The organism is Arthrobacter sp. ASL1 (assembly GCF_056680475.1).
Genome location: NZ_CM155284.1, coordinates 1,286,588 through 1,306,168, shown reverse-complemented (window position 1 = coordinate 1,306,168; position 19,581 = coordinate 1,286,588). Strand labels below are relative to the sequence as shown.

Below are 19,581 nucleotides of genomic sequence, written 5' to 3'. Positions count from 1 at the left end.
CCGGCGCATCACCGGTTCACGGGGCGGTCCGTGGCTGCGAACATCAGCAGATGACCCACATGGATTCGGTTCCCTCGGCTCTTCCGGAATCGGTGCGGTGGGCCACGATGGCCATGACGGTGGAACCTGGCCGGCGGTCGGACCACCAAACGCCCGTCGATGAGGCCGTTGGCCGTCTCATCGCACGCGCGGACCTAGCCCGCGAGGGACTGGGCAAGCAGGCCATCGACCTCCTCCTCAACGCACACCAGCTCGTCAGGATCAGGAGCGGCGTCTACCTGCCGGGCGACGTCGCGGACGGGCTGGCCCCCTGGGAGAAGGACATCGTGGCGTTACACGGCCATGACCTGGCGTGCCGGGGCGAACCGGTCTTCGTCGGGCCATCGGCGGCCCGCCTATGGGGTCTCGACGTCTGGAAGCTCGGACGCTCCCTGCATGTGCTCGAGCGCAGCGCGAACCGCGTGAACGTCCGCGGACCGCAGATCATCTGCCACAACTTCAGGCTCGGAGACCACGATCTGGCCACGGTCCGCGGGCTCAAGGTGACCAGTCTGGAACGAACCGTCATCGATTGCCTACGCTCCGTCGGGCTGACACAGGGCGTGGTGCTGGCGGATTCGGCGCTGCGGCGCGGTGCGGACCCCTACGTCCTGACGGCGACCCTGGAAAGGGCGCGCGGCGCTCGCGGCGTCCGTCGCGCGGCCACGCTGCTCGCCCTGGCCGATGGGCGTTCCGAATCGGTGGCGGAGGGCCGGATGCGCATGCTCATGGAACGCTGGAAGTTCCCCGCGCCGGTGTTGCAACACGAGGTGGTGACGGCCCGCAGCCGCTATCGGCTGGACATGGCCTGGCCGGAGTTCGGCCGCGCACTGGAGGTCCACGGAAACGGAAAGTACTTCCAGGACGTCGGCACGGCGGAGAAACTGCTCCGCGAACGAAAGCGCGAAGTGGAGCTCGCCGAGGCAGGGATCACTGTCCTTAACGTCTGGTGGGAACAGCTTGACGAGCCCGATCTGCGCTCGCGCGTCGAACGCCACCTGGCGCCCCTGCTCCATCCGGCGGCCTGAGCAGGGGCGCTGTCGTCTAGCGCAGGACGACCGTGCGGTTCTCCAGGAGGAACACCCGTCCCTCGCAGTGCCATTTCACCGCGTTGGATAGCGCCTTGCACTCGGTGTCGCGGCCGGCGGCGACCAGGTCGGCGGGGGAGAAGGTGTGGTCCACGTCCTGGACCTGCTGGGAGATGATCGGCCCCTCGTCGAGCTCGCTGTTGACGTAATGCGCCGTGGCGCCCACCGTCTTGACGCCGCGGGCGTACGCCTGGTGGTACGGCTTGGCGCCTTTGAAGGACGGCAGGAACGAGTGGTGGATGTTGATCGTCTTGCCGGTGAGCTTGCGGCTCAGTTCGTCGGAGAGGATCTGCATGTAGCGCGCCAGGACCACCAGTTCGACGTCGTAGTCGTCCATGAGCTCCACCAGTCGGGCCTCGGCGGCCGGCTTGGTATCCGGGGTGACCGGAACGTGGTGGAAGTCGATGCCGTGCCATTCCACCAGCGACTGGTGGTCGGTGTGGTTGGAGACGACGGCGACGATGTCGATCGGCAGCTCGCCCATGCGGGAGCGGTAGAGCAGGTCGTTGAGGCAGTGGCCGAACTTGGAGACCATGACCAGCACACGGCGCTTCTCGGTCAGCGGCCGCAGGCTCCACTGCATATCGTGGGTCTCGGCCAGCGGGGCGAACGCGTCGCGAAGGCGCCGCAGCTCCACGGCTGCATCGGCGGCGACCTGGGGGAAATCCTCGCCTGGACGACTGACGAAATGGATGCGCATGAAGAACCGGCTGGAGCCGAAGTCGTCAAACTGGCGCAGTTCATGGATGTCCCCGCCGTGCTCGAGCAAGTACCCGGAGACTGCGTGGACAATGCCGGGGCGTTCGGGGCAGTCCAGGCTGAGGACGAATTCGTGGGCGGGGGATCCGGCGGCCGGTGCCATGGTTCCTGCTTTCTGACGGTGGTGTGGTGCGGTGCGGCCGGAGCCGGGACAGGGTGATCATACCGGTGCCCACCGCCGACGTGGGAGTAACAAGAACCAACACGACGGCGGTGGGCCGGTGGGGAGGGGTTGGCCTCAGGGGACCTCGGGGGCGGCGAACTCGCTCATGGCATCGAGCAGCCAGTGCACGGTGTAGTCCGCGAACGAGGCCCTGGGCAGGAGGCGGAAGGTCGTCTCGTCCGATTTCCACAGCAGGATCGGCACGGGGCCGAGCTGCGTGGAGACGGCGGTTCCCGCCGCGAAGACCGAGGGGTGCAAGTCGTAGTGGCACCCCTTTTCAAGGACCGCGCGGGCCGAGGGACCGGAAAGCTCCAGGGTGGTGCGGTTTGCCGAGAGGTCCATGACGGAACCGGGCAGCGCCTCCTCACCGGTGCCCAGGGCGGCGGCCACGGCGGCGATGTCGACGCTGTCGGGATCGGCGACGAGCAGGAACTCGTCCGGGCTGATCCACAGGACCTGGCGCCCGGCGGGACCGGCGACCTCCCCGGATCGACGCGGCAGCGTGGTGTCCAAAGCCGATTCCAGGGCAGCGGCCGATGGCGTCCCGGGTCGGGCCCGCAGTCCGACCTGGGTCAGGAAGGCGACCTCCCGAAGGGTGACCCCCCGTTCCCCGGACACGGACCCGGTGGCCATGGCATCGGCCAGATGTGCCACCGGGCTGGTGCGCAATGCTGCAGCCTCCTGGTTTACGGCGGGTGCTTGCAAGGTGTTCTCAGCCATCACGACGGCTCCCTTCAGGGTCGTAGAGGACGGGGGATGTGATTTCGACGTCGACGAGCCGGCCATCCACGGGGGACTGGACGATCTCGCCGATGCGGTTGCGGCCATTGGCGACCAGGGCGAGTCCGAAGGTCCGGCCCAGGGCCGGGCTGCGGTAGCTGGAGGTGACGTGGCCTTCCATCGGGACGGGGCCGGCCTCGGGGGTGATCGGTGTACCGGCGGTGACCAGCTGGGCGCCCTCGTCGAGCAGCGTGGTCCGGTCCACCGGCAGCACGCCGACCAGGTGCTTGCGGTCCTCGCGTGCCGTGTCCAGGCGGGTGTAGGAGCGCTTGCCAATGAAGTCCTTCAGCTTGGAGACCACCCATTCCATGTTGGCGTCCTGCGGGGTAACCGTCCCATCGGTGTCCTGGCCGACGATGATGAAGCCCTTCTCGGCGCGCAGCACGTGCATGGTCTCGGTACCGTAGGGGGTGATGTCGAGCTCGGCGCCCGCTGCGGCGATGTCCTCCCATACCTTCAGTCCGTACCAGGCGGCGACGTTCACCTCGAAGGCGAGTTCGCCGGAGAACGAGATCCTGCAGATGCGTGCCGGGATGCCGCTGGCCAGGGTCGTCTCACGGAACTCCATGAACTTGAACGCCTCGTTGGACAGATCCAGGTCCGGGGCGATCCGGGCGATGACCTCGCGCGACTTCGGCCCGACGACGGCGACGGTGCTGAACTGCTCGGTCACCGAGGTGCAGACCACGTCCAGCTCCGGCCACTCGGTCTGCAGCCATTCCTCCAGCCAATCCAGCACCTTGGCGGCACCGCCGGTGGTGGTGGTCATGAAGTAGCGCTCGTCGTCCAGGCGCAGGGTCACGCCGTCGTCGAAGATCATGCCGTCCGGGGTGCACATGACCCCGTAGCGGCCCAGGCCCGGGCGCAGTTTCTTGAACCCGTTGGTGTAGATGCGGTTGAGGAACTCACCGGCATCGCGGCCGCGGATCTCGATCTTGCCCAGCGTGGTCGCGTCCATGAAGCCCACGGAGTCGCGGACCGCGGCGCATTCGCGCTGGACGGCGGTGTCCATGTCCTCGCCGGCCTGCGGGAAGTACCACGGGCGCTTCCACTGCCCGACGTCCTCGAATACGGCACCGTGCTCGACGTGCCACGGCTGGATCGAGGTCAGGCGGGCCGGGTCGAGCATCTGCCCGCGCTGGCGGCCGGCGAGGGCGGCGAAGGTGACGGGGGTGTAGGGGGCGCGGAACGTGGTGGTCCCGATGTCCCCGAGCTCGTCGACGCCGAGCAGGGCGGCGATGACGCCGATGGCGGCGACCCCGCTGGTCTTGCCCTGGTCGTTGGCGGTGCTGATCGAGGTGTACCGCTTGATGTGCTCGACCGAGCGCATGCCGGCACCCGTGGAGCGCGCGACGTCGGCCACTGTCTGGTCGCGCTGCAGGTCAACGAAGTGGCTGGTCATCGACGCGACGTCGCCGGTGTCGCCGATGAGCCAGAGTGGGCGCGGGGCGGATCCGGGCACGGCGTCGGCCTGCGGTGCCGGGGAGGAGGCCTGCGCCCCGATGGCGGCGACGGCGGCCCGTCCTGCGGAGGCGCCTTCGGACAGGCAGGCAGCCAGGTCGAACGAACCGTTCACGGCGCCCGCGGTGTACAGGTCGCGCACCGGATTGCCGGGCACGAAAGCCGCCAGTTCCTTGTTCCAGGCGACCTTGCCCTGGCGCTGGCTGAAGAGGTGCACCACCGGGCTCCAGCCGTTGGAGACGGCCAGCAGGTCCGCGGCGATGGATTCGCGCTCGCCGATGGCGGAGCCGTCGGCCGCGAGGGCGGTGACCTCCACGGAGCCGATCCGGCCCGTGGAGTCGGCGGCGGTGTCGGCGACGGCGGAGCCGAAGATTCCCCGCACCCCGGATGCCTCCAGGACGCGTGCCGCGACTGGGGAGGCCTGGGGCCGGGCATCGACGACGGCGGCGACGGAGACGCCGGCAGCTGCCAGGTCCGCGACCGTGTCGTAGGCCGAGTCGTTGGTGGTGGCCACCACGACGCGGGATCCGGCGGCGACACCGTAGCGGTTCAGGTAGCTGCGCACTGCCGAGGCCAGCATGACACCGGGGCGGTCGTTGTTGGCGAAGACCAGCGGACGCTCGTGCGCCCCGGTGGCCAGGACGACCTGACGGGCACGGATGTGCCAGATGCGTTCACGGGAGACGCCCCGCCCGGGGGCCTCGGACAGGTGGTCGGTCCGACGCTGGACCGCGATGATGTAGTTCGCGTCGTAGGCACCGAAGGCGGTGGTACGCGCCAGGTAGGTGAACTCGGGGGCCATTTCCAGTTCGCGGGCGGATTCGTCGGCCCACTGGATCGCCGGGACGCCGTTGACCTGTTCGGTGCCCGAGGAAAGCAGGGAACCGCCGGGTGCAGGCTGTTCGTCGATGAGGATGGTCCGGGCCCCGGAGTCTGCAGCCTGGCGGGCCGCGGCCAGGCCGGCCGGCCCGGCACCGACCACCAGCACGTCCGCGTGGACGTACTTGCGGTCGTAGTAGGCCTCGTCACGACGGGGATCGAGGACGCCCAGACCGCTGAGGTAGGAGGCGTCCATGCCATCGGTGACCTGCGTGACGGTAGCGGGGAGCATCGACTCGTCGACGTGTCCATCAAACCGCGAACCGACCTTGACCAACGCGTTGGCTTCCTCGACGCCGGCGGACAGGATGCCACGGGGGCGGCCCAGGTACAGCGAGTTGCCGCACGAGATGCGTCCGGCGGCCAGTGCCGCCGAGGCGATGGTGTCGCCGGGATGCGCGTTCAGACGCTCCCCGTCGAGCGTGAAGCTGATGGTCGAGGACCGGTCGATGCCATGGCCCGGGGCCCGGTTCGCGTCGAGACGACCTGGCAGCGGTGCGGACTGCTCGTGGCTCATTGTGCTCCTCCTTCGGGGGCGTGGTTTCGTGCATGGGCGAGCTCGGGCGATTCGGCGTCCGGTCGTGGCTCGTCCAATTGGTAGATGGCCTGGATCTCGTAGGTGGCGGTGTCGCGTAGGGCGTTGAACCACTTGCGGCAGCCTGCCGCATGGTTCCACCGTTCGGCGAAGATGCCCTTGGGGTTCTGGCGGTAGAAGAGGAACCGCGACCATTCGCTGTCGGTCAGTGCCGAGGGGTCCTCCGGATAGGCGACGTGGGCCTGTCCGCCGTAGTGGTATTCGGTTTCGTCGCGGGGCCCGCAGTTCGGGCAGTCGATAAGCAGCATGGGATGTCCTTCCGGGGTCCTAGTGGGCGACGGCGGCGGCGCCGTGTTCGTCGATCAGCTGGCCGGTCTCGAAGCGGTCCAGCGCGAACGGGGCGTTCAGGGCGTGGGCCTGGCCGGTGGCGATGGTGTGGGCGAAGGTGTAGCCGGCTCCCGGCGTTCCCTTGAAGCCGCCGGTGCCCCAGCCGCAGTTTACGAACAACCCGTCGATGGGGGTGGGGGAGACGATCGGGGAGGCATCCATGGTCACGTCCACGATCCCGCCCCAGGTGCGCAGCAGGTGCGCCCGGGAGAAGATCGGGAAGAGCTCGACGGCGGCGGACATCTGCTCCTCGATGACGTGGAAGGCGCCGCGCTGGCCGTAGCCGTTGTAGGCATCCACGCCGGCACCCATGACCAGCTCGCCCTTGTGGGCCTGCGAGACATACACGTGGACGTGGTTGGACATGACCACCGTGGGGTGCACCGGCTCGAAGAGCTCGGAGACCAGCGCCTGCAGCGGGTGGGACTGGATCGGCAGGTCGAAACCGGCCATCTCCGCCAGGACCGATGAGTGCCCGGCGCCGCAGAGTCCGACCTTGTCGGTCAGGATGCGGCCCTGGCTGGTTTCGACGCCGACGACGCGGTTGCCGTCCTTGATGAACCCGGTGACCTCGCAGTTCTGGATGATGTCGACACCCATTTCGTCGCACTTGCGGGCGAATGCCCAGGCCACGTGGTCATGCTTGGCAATGCCGGCACGCGGCTGGTAGGTCGCACCCATGACCGGGTAGCGGATGTCGTCCCCGGTGTTGATGATCGGGCACAGCTCCTTGACCTGGCTGGGGTCGAGCCATTCGGCGTCGACGCCGTTGAGGACGTTGGCGTTGACCCGGCGTTTGGACTCGCGGACGTCCTGCAAGGTGTGGGCCAGGTTCATGACGCCGCGCTGGGAGAACAGGAAGTCGTATTCGAGCTCCTCGGGCAGGCCCTCCCAGAGCTTGAGGGAGTGCTCGTACATTGCGGCCGACTCGTCCCAGAGGTAGTTCGAGCGGATGATGGTCGTGTTGCGCGCCATGTTGCCGCCGGCGAGCCAACCACGTTCAAGGATCGCGATGTTGGTCATGCCGTGGTTCTTCGCCAGGTAGTAGGCGGTGGCCAGGCCGTGGCCGCCACCGCCGACGATGACGGCGTCGTAGGAGGGCTTCGGCTCGGCATTGCGCCAGAGGAAGTCCGGGTGCTCGGGCAGGATATCAGCCATGATCAGGCTCCAATCGTGGAAGAAACGGGGGAGAGGTCGGGGTAGAGGGGGTGGGCTGCTGCCAGGGCGGAAACCCGCTCGGCGAGCGAAGCCAACACTGTCTCGTCGGCACCACCATCGGTGGTCCCGACGATCAACGCCTCGGCGATGATCTCCGCGACCTCCGTGAACGCTTCTACGGAGAAGCCACGCGTGGCCAACGCCGGGGTCCCGATCCGCAACCCGGACGTGACCATCGGCGGACGCGGATCAAACGGAACCGCGTTGCGGTTCACCGTGATCCCCACCCGCGCCAACAGGTCCTCGCCCTGCTGGCCATCAAGCACCGAATCACGCAGATCCACCAACACCAGGTGCACATCGGTGCCCCCGGTCAACACGCTGATCCCCCGCGCGGACACATCCGGGGCCGTCAGGCGCCCGGCCAGGATCCGGGCACCGGCCAGGGTGCGTTCCTGGCGCTCGGCGAACTCAGCGGTTCCGGCGATCTTGAACGCGACCGCCTTGCCCGCGATCACATGCTCCAACGGCCCGCCCTGCTGTCCCGGGAACACCGCCGAATTGACCTTCTTGGCCACCTCCGCATCGTTGGTCAGGATGATCCCGCCGCGCGGACCCGCCAACGTCTTGTGCGTCGTGGACGTCACCACATGCGCATGCGGAACCGGCGACGGGTGCAACCCCGCGGCCACCAGGCCCGCGAAATGGGCCATGTCCACGAACAGGTACGCACCGACCTCATCGGCAATCGCCCGGAACCGGGCGAAGTCCAGCTGACGCGGATACGCCGACCAGCCGGCGACGATCATCTTCGGCCGGTGCTCACGCGCCAGCGCGGCGACCTGGTCCATGTCGACCTCGTAGGAGGCCTCGTCGACCCCGTACGGGACGATGTTGTAGAGCCGGCCGGAGAAGTTGATCTTCATCCCGTGCGTCAGGTGCCCGCCATGGGCCAGGTTCAAACCCATCACCGTGTCACCGGGACGGATCAACGCGTGCATCACCGACGCGTTGGCCTGGGCGCCGGAGTGCGGCTGCACGTTCGCGAACGCGGCACCGAACAGGGCCTTGACCCGCTCGATCGCCAACGACTCGATCACGTCCACATGCTCGCAGCCACCGTAGTAACGCCGGCCCGGGTAGCCCTCGGCATACTTGTTCGTCAACACCGAACCCTGCGCGGCCATCACGGCCTGCGCCGTGTGGTTCTCCGAGGCGATCATCTCCAGGCCCTCCTGCTGGCGGGCCAACTCCGCATCGATCCGCGCAGCGACCTCGGGATCCAGCTCGGCCAACGACGCCGTCAGGGACGGGGCGGCCACGGGCGCGGCCTCCAGGGTGGGGTTCACCATGGGAATCCTCAATTTCTGTTGTCGCAAACTGATATATCAACGTGTTGGTTATCGTATGATGGGAATCACACCCCGTCAATGGATGGCACGAAATTCATCGGCGGCAACCAAGATAGAAGTCATAACAGTGAGGATCGAGCGTGACGATGACCAGCGTGGCCGCCGGGCAGGAGTCCCTGGCCGAACGTGCCTACCTGCAATTGAGGGATCGGTTGATCATGCTGGAGATCGCCCCGGGTGATCCCATCAACGAGGGCCTGCTGGCCACCGAGCTGGACATCGGCAGGACGCCCATCCGCGAGGCCCTCAAGCGGTTGGAGACCGACCATCTGGTGGTTTCCTATCCGCGGCGCGGCACGTTCGCCACCATCGTGGACATCACGGAGCTGGCGGCGATCTCCGAGATGCGGCAGTTGCTCGAACCCCTCGCCGCCCGCAAGGCCGCACTGCATGCCCCGGAGACCTTGCGACGCCACCTGGCGCGGACGGCGGCCGAGATCGAGGCACTGGATGCGGGCCGTGAGCGCAAGACGCTGATGGAGTACGACCTCGAGGTGCACCGCTCGATCTACCGCGCGACGGAGAACCACCACCTGCAGGAGACCCTCGTGCGGCTGGACAACCTGGCGACGCGGATCTGGTGTCTGGTCCTGGACCGCCTGCCCGGCGTCGTGGAGCATATCCACGAGCACGCCGAGCTCCTGCACGCCATCGTGGACGGCGATGCGGGACGGGCCGAACGGCTAGCCGCCGACCACGTCGCGCATTTCGAGGCGTCCGTGCGGGCCATCCTCTAGGGGGTGGAAGAGGCGACACCTCTGGAATTCCCGGCGCCCATGCGGTTGCATGGGGCCCATGGAAGTCCGCGTCAAAGTCGATCTCGGCCGGGCGCTCGCGTGGCGCTTGGGTCGGCAGTATCTGGTGGAGGGAGCCACCTCGGCCGAGGATGTCGTTCGGCGGCTCGGGGCCACTGCCACCTGGTCAGCGGACCCGGAAATCGCCATCGGGCGCCGGCTCCGGGCGGCGGAGCCCGACATGCTGGCGCGGGCGCTGGCGGAGGGACGGCTGATCAGGACATGGTCCTTCCGCGGCGCCGTCCACCTGATGGAGCCGTCCACCGCCACGAACTACCTGGCCCTGCGTTGCGCCGGAAGGCAGTGGGAATTGCCGAACTGGGTTTCCCATTACCGGCTCGATGCCGCGGAATGGCCCGACCTGCGTCGGGCAGTGCGTGAAGTCCTGGTAGATGGGCCGCTGACTCCCCGTGAGATCGGCACCGAGGTTGCGAAGCTGCCACGGTTCCAACATCTCGGGGGCTACTTCGATGCGAAAGACACCACCTTTCTCAAACCGTTCGCCTGGCAAGGAGATTTCGTGATTGGTCCTGGCGGAGAGGGGAACCTGACCCTGCAATCCGCACCGGCACCGTTTGCTGAACGTCCGTCCCTGGACGAAGCCGGTCGCGCGGCCATCATGGACTACGTCGGTGCCTACGGTCCCGCCAGCAGCGCGAACGTGCAGTATTGGTTGGGTGAAGGCCTCAGCGCGGGGCGGCGACGGATCGCCGGGTGGCTCGAGGACCAATCCGACCAGCTGGTGGAGGTGGATGTCGATGGTCAACAGCGCTGGCACCTGGCCGAGCATCTGGCGGATCTCGAAGCCGTCGCCCCCGCGGATGCGGTGCATTTACTTCCCGGGCGCGACCAGTGGGTGATGGGTCCAGGAACGGCAGATGCGGCCATCGTCGGAGCTGCCGGTCGCCGCGATGCCGGTCGGGGGGCTCCGATGGTGGTCGTCAACGGCCGGGCCAGTGGTATGTGGAAAGCAACTCGGGACGAGCTCCGGGTGACCTGGTTCCCGGGTGAGTCCGAAGCGCCGGCGGCTGGACTGGCCGCCGAGATACATCGCTTGTCCGCGCTCTTGGGGCGAGAGCTGGCCGTGGGGGAACCCTGAAGCCGGCCCGGGGGAGCGTCCACCGCCCTCGTTGCATCCCCCCGGCGTGAGGGCCGACGTCGTGGCCTTTTCCCCGCGCAAGGTCGCCGCGAGGCAGGAAGGCGCATACTGGGGTGCTCGTCCAGACCCATTTCCGAAAGGCTCCTCCCGGTGGCAACTACCAGCGAGATCATCTTGGGGCTCATCTCCAGGGATGCGCCGGGCTCGCCCGTGGCGATGTATTTGACAGGCTCGTCTTGCGACGGCGGGCTGCGGCCCGAGAGCGACCTCGACATCCTGCTCATCACCCGGGCACCGCTGCAGGCGGCCGAGCGGCGCCTGCTCATCGACCACCTGCTGGGCTACTCGGGCAGACGCGCCACCCGGCAGCCGGGACGACCGATCGAGCTCACCTCCCTCGCGCGGGATGACATCAAGCCGTGGCGGTATCCCGCCACGCGGGACTTCCTCTACGGAGAATGGGAGCGAACCGAGTACGAAGCGGGCTTCGTGCCCCGCCGCGCGGCCGATCCCAACCTCCCGGTCCTCCTCACCTCCGCCCGAAAGCATTCATCGGTGCTCATGGGTCCGCCGCTGGCCGAATTGACCGACCCCGTCCCGCTGGAACACCTGAGGCAGTCGATGTTCGACGTCGTTCCCGGCCTGCTTGACTCGCTCGCCGGAGACGAACGCAATGTCCTGCTCACGCTCGCGCGCGTGCTCCATACGCTTCGCACCGGCCTCATTGCACCCAAGGATGTGGCCGCCGCCGCGATCCGCGAAACGCTCGGATCGGTCCACGGTGAGATCCTGGATCTCGCGGCGCGGGCCTACCGCGGAGAGGTCCGCGACGACTGGACCACGCTCCGCGCTGAAGCATCGGCCACGGCATCGGCGCTGACCGAACGCATATACTCGCTCCGGCCCAGCGACCAGGTCCTTGGCCGGCCCGACCGACAATGCCCCGATCCGCTGTAGGAAGGGGAACTATGTGGTCAGATATCGCGCTGCGAGATGCAGGGCGAAGACCCGACCGGCCGGGCGCGGATCACCACCCAACAGCTCGAAGATCTTGACCAACCGCTTGTGCATGGTCTGCCGCTCGATGTGCAGTTTCCGTGCAGATTCCGTCGTGCTGCATCCGGTTTCGAACCAGGCCAAAAGCGTGGCGGCCAAATCCGAGCCGTGGTCCCGATCCCAATGGACGACACTGCCCATGAGCGCGCGGCTGTAGGTGTCGAGGATCGTGAGGTCCTCCATGGCGGTCAGCGCCCGGGCATCGAAGAGGTCCACGGCATCTCGGATGGCCCCAGGCCGTGGCGGGTGCAGCCGCAGGATGGCCTCCGCCTCGGCAAAGGAGATGTGCGCATCCGTAGCCTTCCAGACCAGGGGGCCGGCGACCCCGAACAAGTCCGAGCCGGCCGCCGCGCGCGACGCCGCTTGCAGGATGTGGTTGCGGCTGACCACCGGATCCCCGTGCAGCGGGACCACCACAATGAGGGACCCCTCGCGCTGCTGTGCCATGACGCGCGGTTCCTGCGCCCTCAAGGTGCGCACCAGGCGCAGCGTGTCGGAGCCGCGGTCGGCCCCGGAGATCACGATGGCGAGTGCGGGCCCATCCGGCGCCAGTCCGTTCTGCCGCCACAGCCGATCCGCGGCCCGGCCTTCCCGGCCCTCGACGACGGAGGCGACCAGGTGGTTCTGCGCCAGTTGCTCCAGACTGGGTCGGTGATGTTGCGCGAGGGCCAGGGCCAGGATGCCACGCAGCCGCTCGGCGGCCACGACGAGGTGCTCGCGTTGGACGGTATCGGAGGAGAGGACGAGCTCCGCCGCCGGCTGACCGTCGAGCACGACGTCGGCACTGACGCGTGAATAGTCCACGGCTGGCGCGGCGGGCCCGTCAAGGTCAGGATCGGGCTCTCCGGACCCGACGAGGGCCCCCGTGCTGTCCGCCAGGACGGTGCCGTCAGCGGAAATGAGCCGTACGTCGGCGTCCAGTTCCCGGGCGATCAGGTGGACAATGCGCGTCATGTCCGGACCCGATTCGGTGATGTCCTGCGCGATGAGCTGGGACAGGCGGTCGATGTCCTGGTGGAGCCTGGCCTGGGAGTCGACGATGAGCCGGTTGGCCTCCTCGGCGACATCGACGAACCTAACGACCCGGCCCAACTCGAAAACCGGAACGCCGGCCGCTTCCGCGGCGGCCCGGGCGGTCACCGCCAGACGACGGCCGTTGGGCAGGGTCTCGATGCACACGGCACACACGCCCCGTTCGCCGAGCCGCTGCATGAACTCGACCTGGGCCGATGCGGGTTGGCGCAACAGCTCCGACCCGCCGGTCAAGAGCAGCTCGCCGCCGTGAAGTAGCGAGGCGATTTCCAGGACCTCGCTGGAATGCACCCACCGGACCGTGCGCTCCATGGCGCCGTCGACGTCGGTGACCAGGCGCGGATCCCCGGCAGCCAGCGGAGGTGAGGCGAGGGCAACGGCGAGGGTAATCATCGAGCTCCGTAACCGGGTGACAAAACGTCACCCGAAAAGAATTAGCAGTACCCCAAAAGTGTATAGGATGTGGCGCGGATCACTCGTAGGGTTGTACCCAAGTCTCCTGCAGTGCCGCCGTTGGCTCTGCCGACATCAGCGGGAATCCCCTCCCGGCCCCCCTTCCGAAAGAGTAATTCCATGAGCCAGCAAACGGCCTCAAGCTCGGAAAATGTAACTCACGAAGTCGAGGACATTCTCCAGCCCGTCCCCGAATCGGCACGCACCACCAAGGTCTCGGGCCAGTTCTGGATCTGGGCCGGCGCCAACGTCGCCCCCATCAACTGGATCCTCGGCGCACTCGGCATCCACCTGGGCCTCGGCCTGCGCGACACCCTGATCGTCCTCATCGGCGGCAACGTCATCGGCATGCTCGGCTTCGGCTTCTTCGTCCTGCTGGGCCAGCGCACCGGTGCCACCGGCATGACCCTGGCCCGGGGCGCCTTCGGCCGCCGCGGCGCCTACCTGCCGGCAGCCATCCAAGCCGTCATTGCCATCGGCTGGTCGGCCGTAAACACCTGGGTCATCCTGGACCTGATCATGGCACTGTTCGGGATGATCGGCTGGGTTGATCCAACTGCAGCCAACCTGGCATGGCGCATCGCCACGGCGGCGGTCATCATGAGCATCCAGGTGGCCATCTGCTACCGCGGCTACAAGGCCATCGCCAAGTTCGAACGCATCACGATGCCCCCGACGATCATCGTCCTGGTGGCCATGTCCATCGTTGCCTGGACCCAGCTCGACATCGACTGGGGCTACCAGGGGCCGGTCGGCGAGGTCCTCACCGGGATGCCACGCATCGCCGCGATGTCCTCGATCATGACCGCCATCGGCATCGGCTGGGGCATCGGCTGGTTCACCTACGCCCCCGACTACTCCCGGTTCGTCAGCAAGCAGATCAAGCCGGCCAAGCTCTACGCCGTCAGCGTCCTGGGCCAGTTCCTCCCCGTCGTCTGGCTCGGCGTCCTCGGTGCCAGCCTCGCGACCAAGAATGGCACCGCCGACCCCGGCCAGCTCATCGTCGAGAGCTTCGGCGTCTTCGCCATCCCGGTGATCGCCCTGGTCATCCACGGCCCGATCGCCACCAACATCATCAACATGTACACCTTTGGCGTGGCGACCCAGGCGCTGGACATCAACGTCTCGCGCAAGAAACTCTCGATCCTCGTCGGCATCCTGTCGATGGTGGCGGTCATCGCCTTCCTCTTCGCCACCGACTTCGCCGAGGTCCTGCATAACTGGATCATCGCCATCGCCGCCTGGGTCGGGACGTGGGGCGGCATCATGGCGATCCACTACTTCGTCTTCGAACGCAAGCACCGGGATTTCTCCTACCTCTTCCCGTCTCCCGAGCGCAGCCGCTTGAAGGCCTTCAACCCCGCGGCGTTCATCGCCTTCGGCGGTGGCATCCTGATGACGTGGATGTGCATGTACGGATCCACACCATTGCTTCAGGGGCCGCTTGCCCGCCTCGCGGGCGGGATCGACTTCTCCTGGCTGGCCGGCAGCCTCACCGCCGCTGGCCTGTACCTCGCCCTCGGCTACCCGCGGTTCAAGAGCCGCATCGCCGCCGGCGTCCCGCTGGGCCTGTCCAAGACGGAATCGGATACGGGCTTCGTCGAGGACTTCGGCAGCGCCGAGATCGCCCTGGAGGACCACGATTTGAAGTCGGCGGCGAACGGCACCCCGATCTGCGACCGGGACGCTCCCGCCGCCACGCCGGAGCGCTCAGCGGCACCGGCCCGCACCACGCCTCCGCCATCGAACCACCCCGTCCCACCGGCGCCTCCCATCGAGGGCGACAAGGCGACCCTCGCCGGCGGCTGAGCCGGCACCTAGACCACAGGCCCACGGCCTGTCCCAACAAAGACAACAGTTACAACCAAGGAGTTCCATCATGAGTGTTTCCGCAGCCGCCCCGGGCAACGTATCCGAACTGGAGCGTTTGAAGACCCTCCACAACGGCCAGAAGCAGCCATTGACGTTCTCGGACAGCGAGTTCGAGCGCCGCTTGTCAGGCCTGCGCCGGATCATGGCGGCCAAGAACCTGGATGCCGTGATCCTGAACAGCTACCACGGGATCAAGTACTACTCGGACTTCCTCTTCACGACGTTCGGCCGCAACTACGCCCTCGTCGTGACCCAGAACGAATCGATCACCGTTACGGCGAACATTGATGCCGGGATGCCGTGGCGCACCAGCTACGGCGACAACATCGTCTACACGGATTGGAAGCGCGACAACTTCTACTACGGCCTGCAAGAGGCCGTGAAGCGGTCCGGAGTGAGTGCACGCCGCATCGGTGTCGAGGACGACTTCCTCCCGCTGATGACACGCCAGCGCATCCAGGCGGCCTTCGAGGGCGCCGAGCTGCTCGACGTCTCCCAGGACGCCATGCGCCAGCGCATGATCAAGTCCGCCGAGGAGATCGAGGTCATCAAGCACGGTGCCCGTATCGGCGACCTCGGCGGCGAGGCCATCAAGGCCGCCATCCGCGAGGGCATCTCCGAATACGAGGTCGCCCTGATCGGCACCGAGGCCATGGTCCACGAGATCGCCAAGACCTTCCCGGACCAGGAGGTGCGCGACACCTGGGTCTGGTTCCAGTCCGGCATCAACACCGATGGTGCCCACAACTGGGCCACCACCCGCAAGCTGCAGCGCGGGGACATCCTGTCGCTGAACTGCTTCCCGATGACCTCCGGCTACTACACCGCCCTGGAGCGCACCCTGTTCCTGGGCCAGCCGGACGAGCGCAGCCTCGAGCTGTGGAACGTCAACGTCGAGGTCCACCGCCGCGGCCTGGAACTCATCAAGCCCGGGGCCGTCTGCAAGGACATCGCCGCCGAGCTCAATGAGATCTTCGTCGACCGTGGCCTGCTGGCCAACCGCACGTTCGGCTACGGGCACTCCTTCGGTGTTCTGTCGCACTACTACGGCCGCGAAGCCGGCCTGGAACTGCGCGAGGACATCGACACGGTGCTGGAGCCGGGCATGGTCGTCTCGATGGAACCGATGATCACCGTCATGGACGGTGAGCCCGGGGCCGGCGGCTACCGCGAACACGACATCCTCGTCGTGGGCGAAGATGGCGTGGAGAACATCACCAAGTTCGGGTTCGGCCCGGAGAACAACATCATCGACGCGTAGCCGTCGATCCCCGGGGGCGGCACCACCAGGGTGCCGCCCCTTCCCGGAACCGCCCCCGGCCGGAACAAACGGCCGGGCGGGGCCACCCACCATTCCCGCATTCACCGGAGGACCCCTTGCGTACGAGCGTTTACATGGAAGAGCTGGACGCCTTCAGCTACCGCGAAGCCATCGCCAGTGGGCATCGTCCGGTGATCATCCCGGTCGGCTCCATCGAACAGCACGGCCCGCACCTGCCGCTGAACGTCGACGTCCTGCTCTCCCGGGCCGTCTCCGGCGAGGTGGCCGGGCAGGTCCGCGGCATCGTCGCCCCGCCGATCACCTACGGGTACAAATCCCAGCAGCGCTCCGGCGGTGGCAACCACCTGGCCGGCACCACCAGCCTCGACGGCGGCACGCTGATCGAGATCGCCCGTACCCTGGTCCACGAGTTCGCCCGGCACGGGGTCAGCCGGCTGGTCTTCCTCAACGGGCACTTCGAGAACTACCAGTTCCTCTACGAGGGCGTCGACCTGGCGTTGCGCGACCTCGAACGCGCCGGTGCCGCCGTCCCCACCGTCATGCTGCTGTCCTACTGGGACTTCGTGGACGAGCCGACCATCGAGGCGCTGTACCCCGACGGCTTCCCGGGCTGGGACGTCGAGCACGGGGGAGTGCTGGAGACCTCGCTGATGCTCCACCTGCACCCGCACCTGGTGGACATGGACTCCGCTTCCAACGACCCGGCGGCCGTCCTGCCGCCCTACGACGTGCTCCCGGTCAAGGCCGACCGCACCCCGCCGTCGGGTTGCCTGTCCCCGGCCGGTGCCGCCACCGCGGAAAAGGGCAGGATCCTGCTCGACGCCGTCCGCGAGGCCATGGCCCCGGCACTGGTCGCAGAACTCGGCCTGCGGATCCCGGCGGTTACCCGATGACCACGCACGACGGCGGTGCCCGGGACCCGCACTACGCCGCGGCACTCGCCGTGGCCGAATCCTCCCTGCGCGAGGGCGGGGTCCCGATCGGCTCCTCGCTGGTCATCGACGGCGAGCTCGTCGCCACCGGATCCAACCGCAGGGTCCAGGACGGCGATCCGACGGCGCATGCCGAGATCGTCTGCCTGCGCAACGCCGGCCGGATCACCGACTACCGGCACGCCACGCTCTACACGACGTTGGCGCCGTGCGACCTGTGCACCGGTGCGGTCCTGCTCTTCGGGATCCCGCGCGTGGTCGTCGGCGAAGCCGTCAACTTCACCGGCGGGCTGCAACTGCTCCGCGACCGCGGGGTCGAGGTCACCATCCTGGATGACCCGGACGCCACGGCACTCATGGCCGACTTCACCACCAGCCATCCCGAGCTCTGGAACGAGGACATCGGCGTCCCCGACGACCAGGCATCCTAGGCGGCCCCGCCGGGTACCGCCCGTGCCGCAACCCGACATCGACTCCGACTCCGACTCCGACTCCGACTTGGTGGTCCATCATGCATCAGAACAATGCCCCCACGCCCCGGGGATCCGCCCCCGCATCACCGGCGCCCACGCCCCGGGCCGGCACCGACGCGCAGCCAAAAACCAGCTTCAGCGGCAGACCGGGGGAGGAGACCCCGGCCTCCATCCGCAAGACCCGCAACAAGGTCGTCGCCGCCAGTTTCATCGGCAACTTCGTCGAGTGGTTCGACTACGCGGTGTACGGCTACCTGGCCGTGACCATCACCGCGGTCTTCTTCCCCGAGTCGGACCAGCAGACAGGGTTGCTGCTGACCTTCGGCCTTTTCGCCGTCTCCTTCTTCGTCCGCCCGCTCGGCGGTTTCGTCTGGGGGCACCTGGGGGACAAGATCGGCCGGCGCACCGCACTGTCCTGGTCCATCCTCATCATGTCCGCCGCCACGTTCTGCATCGCCCTGATCCCCAGCTACGCCACCATCGGGATCGGTGCCCCGATCCTGCTGCTGATCATCCGCGTCATCCAGGGCTTCTCCGCCTCCGGCGAATACGCCGGAGCCGCAGCCTTCCTGGTTGAGTACGCTCCACCCAAGCGCCGCGGCCTCTACGCCGCGGTGGTACCAGCCAGCACGGCCAGCGGCCTGCTGCTCGGGTCGCTGCTTGCCGCCATGCTGACCGGTCTGCTCGACACGAACCAGATGCACGACTGGGGCTGGCGTCTGCCGTTCCTGCTGGCCGCACCCATGGGCCTGATCGGCCGGTACATCCGCACCCGGCTCGAGGACTCACCGGCCTTCCGCGCCCTGGAGGCCGAGGACACGACGGAGGCAACCCCGGTCAAGGACCTCTTCCGCGACCACTGGCGCCAGCTCATCCAGGCCATCGGCGCGGTCCTGCTCAACGCCGTCGGCTTCTACATACTGCTCAGCTACATGCCCACCTACCTCTCCACGGAACTGCAGCTCGACGAATCGGCGGCCTACCTGGCGACCACCGTGGCCCTGCTGACCTACATCGGGTTCATCTTCGTCACAGGCATGCTCTCGGACCGGCTGGGACGCAAGACGATCCTGCTGACGGCCTCCATCCTCTTCGTCGTGCTCACCGTTCCGGCCTTCATGCTGCTGGACACCGGGAACTTCCTGGTCATCGTCCTGGTGCAGATCCTGCTCGGTGCCATGCTCACGCTCAACGACGGGACGCTGCCCAGCTTCCTGGCGGAGATGTTCCCGACGCGCGTGCGGTACACCGGATTCGCGGTCAGCTTCAACGTCTCCAACGCGCTGTTCGGCGGCACCGCGCCCTTCGTCGCGACGTTCCTCATCGCCACCTCGGGTTCCCCCCTGGCCCCGGGCTGGTACCTGATGGGTGCGGCCGTCATCGCCCTCGTCGCCGTGTTGTTCGCCCGGGAGACGAGCAAAGAGCCGCTGGCCTGACCCGGCACCGCGCACACCACCCGACGGCGAAAGGAACCGACCGTGAAGGAACCCGCAGGCCAATCCACCTTCGACTACACCATGCACGACGGCGCTGCCCCCATCCGCATCCAGCACCACTTCGTGGACCAGCTGGGCATGGCGGTGAACATCCAGACCTGGGAGCTTCCTGTCGGGGGCACCGAGGGCATGCACCGCCACGACGGTGACCAGCCGCTGCAGGAGTTCTACCAGGTGCTCAGCGGCCACGCGCTGATGCACCTGGACGGCCGGGAGATCCGGTTGGGGCCTGGCGACTCGGCACTGGCCCCCGCGGGGGCGGACCACGACCTCGCCAACGACGGGGACGAACCGCTGCGCCTGATCACCGTCTGGGGTCCGCCCGCGACCATGGACACCACGGGGTTCGGAAGCATCGAGGTGGCGCGGGCGGCGCGGCGGGCGGCGGACGACTGAATTTCCCGGTCCCCGCCGGAAACGGCACTGGCCGG

17 protein-coding genes are annotated in these 19,581 nt (G+C 67.6%); 10 read left to right on the top strand and 7 right to left on the bottom strand.

The genetic code is table 11. The features are described 5' to 3' along the window. Positions 1–50: 50 nt before the first annotated feature. Complete coding sequence (locus tag AC1MEQ_RS06170; RefSeq protein ID WP_479794935.1) at positions 51–1,067, top strand: hypothetical protein; 1,017 nt, start codon at positions 51–53, stop codon at positions 1,065–1,067. 16 nt (positions 1,068–1,083) lie between these two features. On the opposite strand, the gene purU is transcribed toward AC1MEQ_RS06170, so the two are convergent. The 6 genes from purU to glyA form a co-directional block, all read right to left on the bottom strand. Further along, positions 1,084–1,989, bottom strand: coding sequence for a formyltetrahydrofolate deformylase (gene purU, locus AC1MEQ_RS06165; RefSeq protein WP_479794933.1), 906 nt, complete (start codon positions 1,987–1,989; stop codon positions 1,084–1,086). A 135-nt stretch (positions 1,990–2,124) separates the two neighbouring features. Then, positions 2,125–2,769 carry a sarcosine oxidase subunit gamma gene (locus AC1MEQ_RS06160; RefSeq protein WP_479794932.1) on the bottom strand — a complete coding sequence of 215 codons (645 nt, stop codon included), beginning with the start codon at positions 2,767–2,769 and terminating at the stop codon, positions 2,125–2,127. Further along, on the bottom strand, positions 2,762–5,686 hold the full coding sequence (locus AC1MEQ_RS06155) for a sarcosine oxidase subunit alpha family protein (RefSeq protein WP_479794930.1): 2,925 nt from the start codon (positions 5,684–5,686) through the stop codon (positions 2,762–2,764). The genes AC1MEQ_RS06160 and AC1MEQ_RS06155 overlap by 8 nt, the downstream gene beginning before the upstream one ends. After that, the gene (locus tag AC1MEQ_RS06150; RefSeq protein WP_479794929.1) at positions 5,683–6,012 is read right to left on the bottom strand and encodes a sarcosine oxidase subunit delta; all 330 of its coding nucleotides are present in this window, start codon (positions 6,010–6,012) and stop codon (positions 5,683–5,685) included. The genes AC1MEQ_RS06155 and AC1MEQ_RS06150 overlap by 4 nt, the downstream gene beginning before the upstream one ends. 19 nt (positions 6,013–6,031) lie before the next feature. Further along, positions 6,032–7,249, bottom strand: a complete 1,218-nt coding sequence (locus tag AC1MEQ_RS06145; RefSeq protein ID WP_479794927.1) for a sarcosine oxidase subunit beta family protein — start codon at positions 7,247–7,249, stop codon at positions 6,032–6,034. A 2-nt stretch (positions 7,250–7,251) separates the two neighbouring features. Beyond that, positions 7,252–8,601 carry a serine hydroxymethyltransferase gene (glyA, locus tag AC1MEQ_RS06140; protein WP_479794925.1) on the bottom strand — a complete coding sequence of 450 codons (1,350 nt, stop codon included), beginning with the start codon at positions 8,599–8,601 and terminating at the stop codon, positions 7,252–7,254. 146 nt (positions 8,602–8,747) lie between these two features. Here glyA and AC1MEQ_RS06135 point away from each other — a divergent pair, with 146 nt between their 5' ends. The 3 genes from AC1MEQ_RS06135 to AC1MEQ_RS06125 all read left to right on the top strand — a co-directional run bounded on the left by AC1MEQ_RS06135 (position 8,748) and on the right by AC1MEQ_RS06125 (position 11,511). Beyond that, positions 8,748–9,398, top strand: a complete 651-nt coding sequence (locus tag AC1MEQ_RS06135; protein WP_479796071.1) for a GntR family transcriptional regulator — start codon at positions 8,748–8,750, stop codon at positions 9,396–9,398. A 58-nt stretch (positions 9,399–9,456) separates the two neighbouring features. Next, positions 9,457–10,554, top strand: coding sequence for a DNA glycosylase AlkZ-like family protein (locus AC1MEQ_RS06130; protein WP_479794924.1), 1,098 nt, complete (start codon positions 9,457–9,459; stop codon positions 10,552–10,554). Between the two features lie 150 nt (positions 10,555–10,704). Beyond that, a complete protein-coding gene (locus AC1MEQ_RS06125) occupies positions 10,705–11,511 on the top strand; it encodes an aminoglycoside adenylyltransferase domain-containing protein (protein WP_479794922.1) in 807 nt (268 codons plus the stop codon). A gap of 9 nt (positions 11,512–11,520) precedes the next feature. Here the strand turns inward: AC1MEQ_RS06125 and AC1MEQ_RS06120 are convergent, their stop codons facing one another. Beyond that, positions 11,521–13,035: a PucR family transcriptional regulator gene (locus AC1MEQ_RS06120; RefSeq protein ID WP_479794920.1), complete on the bottom strand. Its 1,515-nt coding sequence runs from the start codon at positions 13,033–13,035 to the stop codon at positions 11,521–11,523. Between the two features lie 180 nt (positions 13,036–13,215). Between AC1MEQ_RS06120 and AC1MEQ_RS06115 the strand changes: the two genes are divergently transcribed. The 6 genes from AC1MEQ_RS06115 (at position 13,216) to AC1MEQ_RS06090 (ending at position 19,546) form a co-directional block, all read left to right on the top strand. Then, positions 13,216–14,904 carry a purine-cytosine permease family protein gene (locus AC1MEQ_RS06115; protein ID WP_479794918.1) on the top strand — a complete coding sequence of 563 codons (1,689 nt, stop codon included), beginning with the start codon at positions 13,216–13,218 and terminating at the stop codon, positions 14,902–14,904. Between the two features lie 70 nt (positions 14,905–14,974). Further along, entirely contained in the window at positions 14,975–16,228 is a 1,254-nt protein-coding gene (locus AC1MEQ_RS06110; RefSeq protein ID WP_479794916.1) for a M24 family metallopeptidase, read from the top strand. Between the two features lie 134 nt (positions 16,229–16,362). Further along, positions 16,363–17,142 (top strand): creatininase, encoded by a 780-nt coding sequence (locus tag AC1MEQ_RS06105; RefSeq protein WP_479794914.1) that lies wholly within the window; start codon positions 16,363–16,365, stop codon positions 17,140–17,142. Further along, on the top strand, positions 17,139–17,612 hold the full coding sequence (locus AC1MEQ_RS06100; protein ID WP_479794912.1) for a nucleoside deaminase: 474 nt from the start codon (positions 17,139–17,141) through the stop codon (positions 17,610–17,612). The genes AC1MEQ_RS06105 and AC1MEQ_RS06100 overlap by 4 nt, the downstream gene beginning before the upstream one ends. Before the next feature lie 80 nt (positions 17,613–17,692). Beyond that, positions 17,693–19,090 carry an MFS transporter gene (locus AC1MEQ_RS06095; protein ID WP_479794909.1) on the top strand — a complete coding sequence of 466 codons (1,398 nt, stop codon included), beginning with the start codon at positions 17,693–17,695 and terminating at the stop codon, positions 19,088–19,090. A gap of 42 nt (positions 19,091–19,132) precedes the next feature. After that, positions 19,133–19,546 carry a cupin domain-containing protein gene (locus tag AC1MEQ_RS06090; RefSeq protein ID WP_479794907.1) on the top strand — a complete coding sequence of 138 codons (414 nt, stop codon included), beginning with the start codon at positions 19,133–19,135 and terminating at the stop codon, positions 19,544–19,546. The last annotated feature ends 35 nt before the right edge of the window (positions 19,547–19,581 follow it).

Excerpts from the sequence above, each read along its gene's own strand:
- purU (WP_479794933.1), bottom strand. The coding sequence starts at position 1,989 with ATGGCACCGGCCGCCGGATCCCCCGCCCACGAATTCGTCCTCAGCCTG.
- AC1MEQ_RS06105 (WP_479794914.1), top strand. The coding sequence starts at position 16,363 with ATGGAAGAGCTGGACGCCTTCAGCTACCGCGAAGCCATCGCCAGTGGG.
- AC1MEQ_RS06115 (WP_479794918.1), top strand. The coding sequence starts at position 13,216 with ATGAGCCAGCAAACGGCCTCAAGCTCGGAAAATGTAACTCACGAAGTC.
- AC1MEQ_RS06145 (WP_479794927.1), bottom strand. The coding sequence starts at position 7,249 with ATGGCTGATATCCTGCCCGAGCACCCGGACTTCCTCTGGCGCAATGCC.
- AC1MEQ_RS06160 (WP_479794932.1), bottom strand. The coding sequence starts at position 2,769 with ATGGCTGAGAACACCTTGCAAGCACCCGCCGTAAACCAGGAGGCTGCA.
- glyA (WP_479794925.1), bottom strand. The coding sequence starts at position 8,601 with ATGGTGAACCCCACCCTGGAGGCCGCGCCCGTGGCCGCCCCGTCCCTG.
- AC1MEQ_RS06155 (WP_479794930.1), bottom strand. The coding sequence starts at position 5,686 with ATGAGCCACGAGCAGTCCGCACCGCTGCCAGGTCGTCTCGACGCGAAC.
- AC1MEQ_RS06170 (WP_479794935.1), top strand. The coding sequence starts at position 51 with ATGACCCACATGGATTCGGTTCCCTCGGCTCTTCCGGAATCGGTGCGG.
- AC1MEQ_RS06110 (WP_479794916.1), top strand. The coding sequence starts at position 14,975 with ATGAGTGTTTCCGCAGCCGCCCCGGGCAACGTATCCGAACTGGAGCGT.
- AC1MEQ_RS06120 (WP_479794920.1), bottom strand. The coding sequence starts at position 13,035 with ATGATTACCCTCGCCGTTGCCCTCGCCTCACCTCCGCTGGCTGCCGGG.
- AC1MEQ_RS06150 (WP_479794929.1), bottom strand. The coding sequence starts at position 6,012 with ATGCTGCTTATCGACTGCCCGAACTGCGGGCCCCGCGACGAAACCGAA.
- AC1MEQ_RS06135 (WP_479796071.1), top strand. The coding sequence starts at position 8,748 with ATGACCAGCGTGGCCGCCGGGCAGGAGTCCCTGGCCGAACGTGCCTAC.
- AC1MEQ_RS06130 (WP_479794924.1), top strand. The coding sequence starts at position 9,457 with ATGGAAGTCCGCGTCAAAGTCGATCTCGGCCGGGCGCTCGCGTGGCGC.
- AC1MEQ_RS06100 (WP_479794912.1), top strand. The coding sequence starts at position 17,139 with ATGACCACGCACGACGGCGGTGCCCGGGACCCGCACTACGCCGCGGCA.
- AC1MEQ_RS06095 (WP_479794909.1), top strand. The coding sequence starts at position 17,693 with ATGCATCAGAACAATGCCCCCACGCCCCGGGGATCCGCCCCCGCATCA.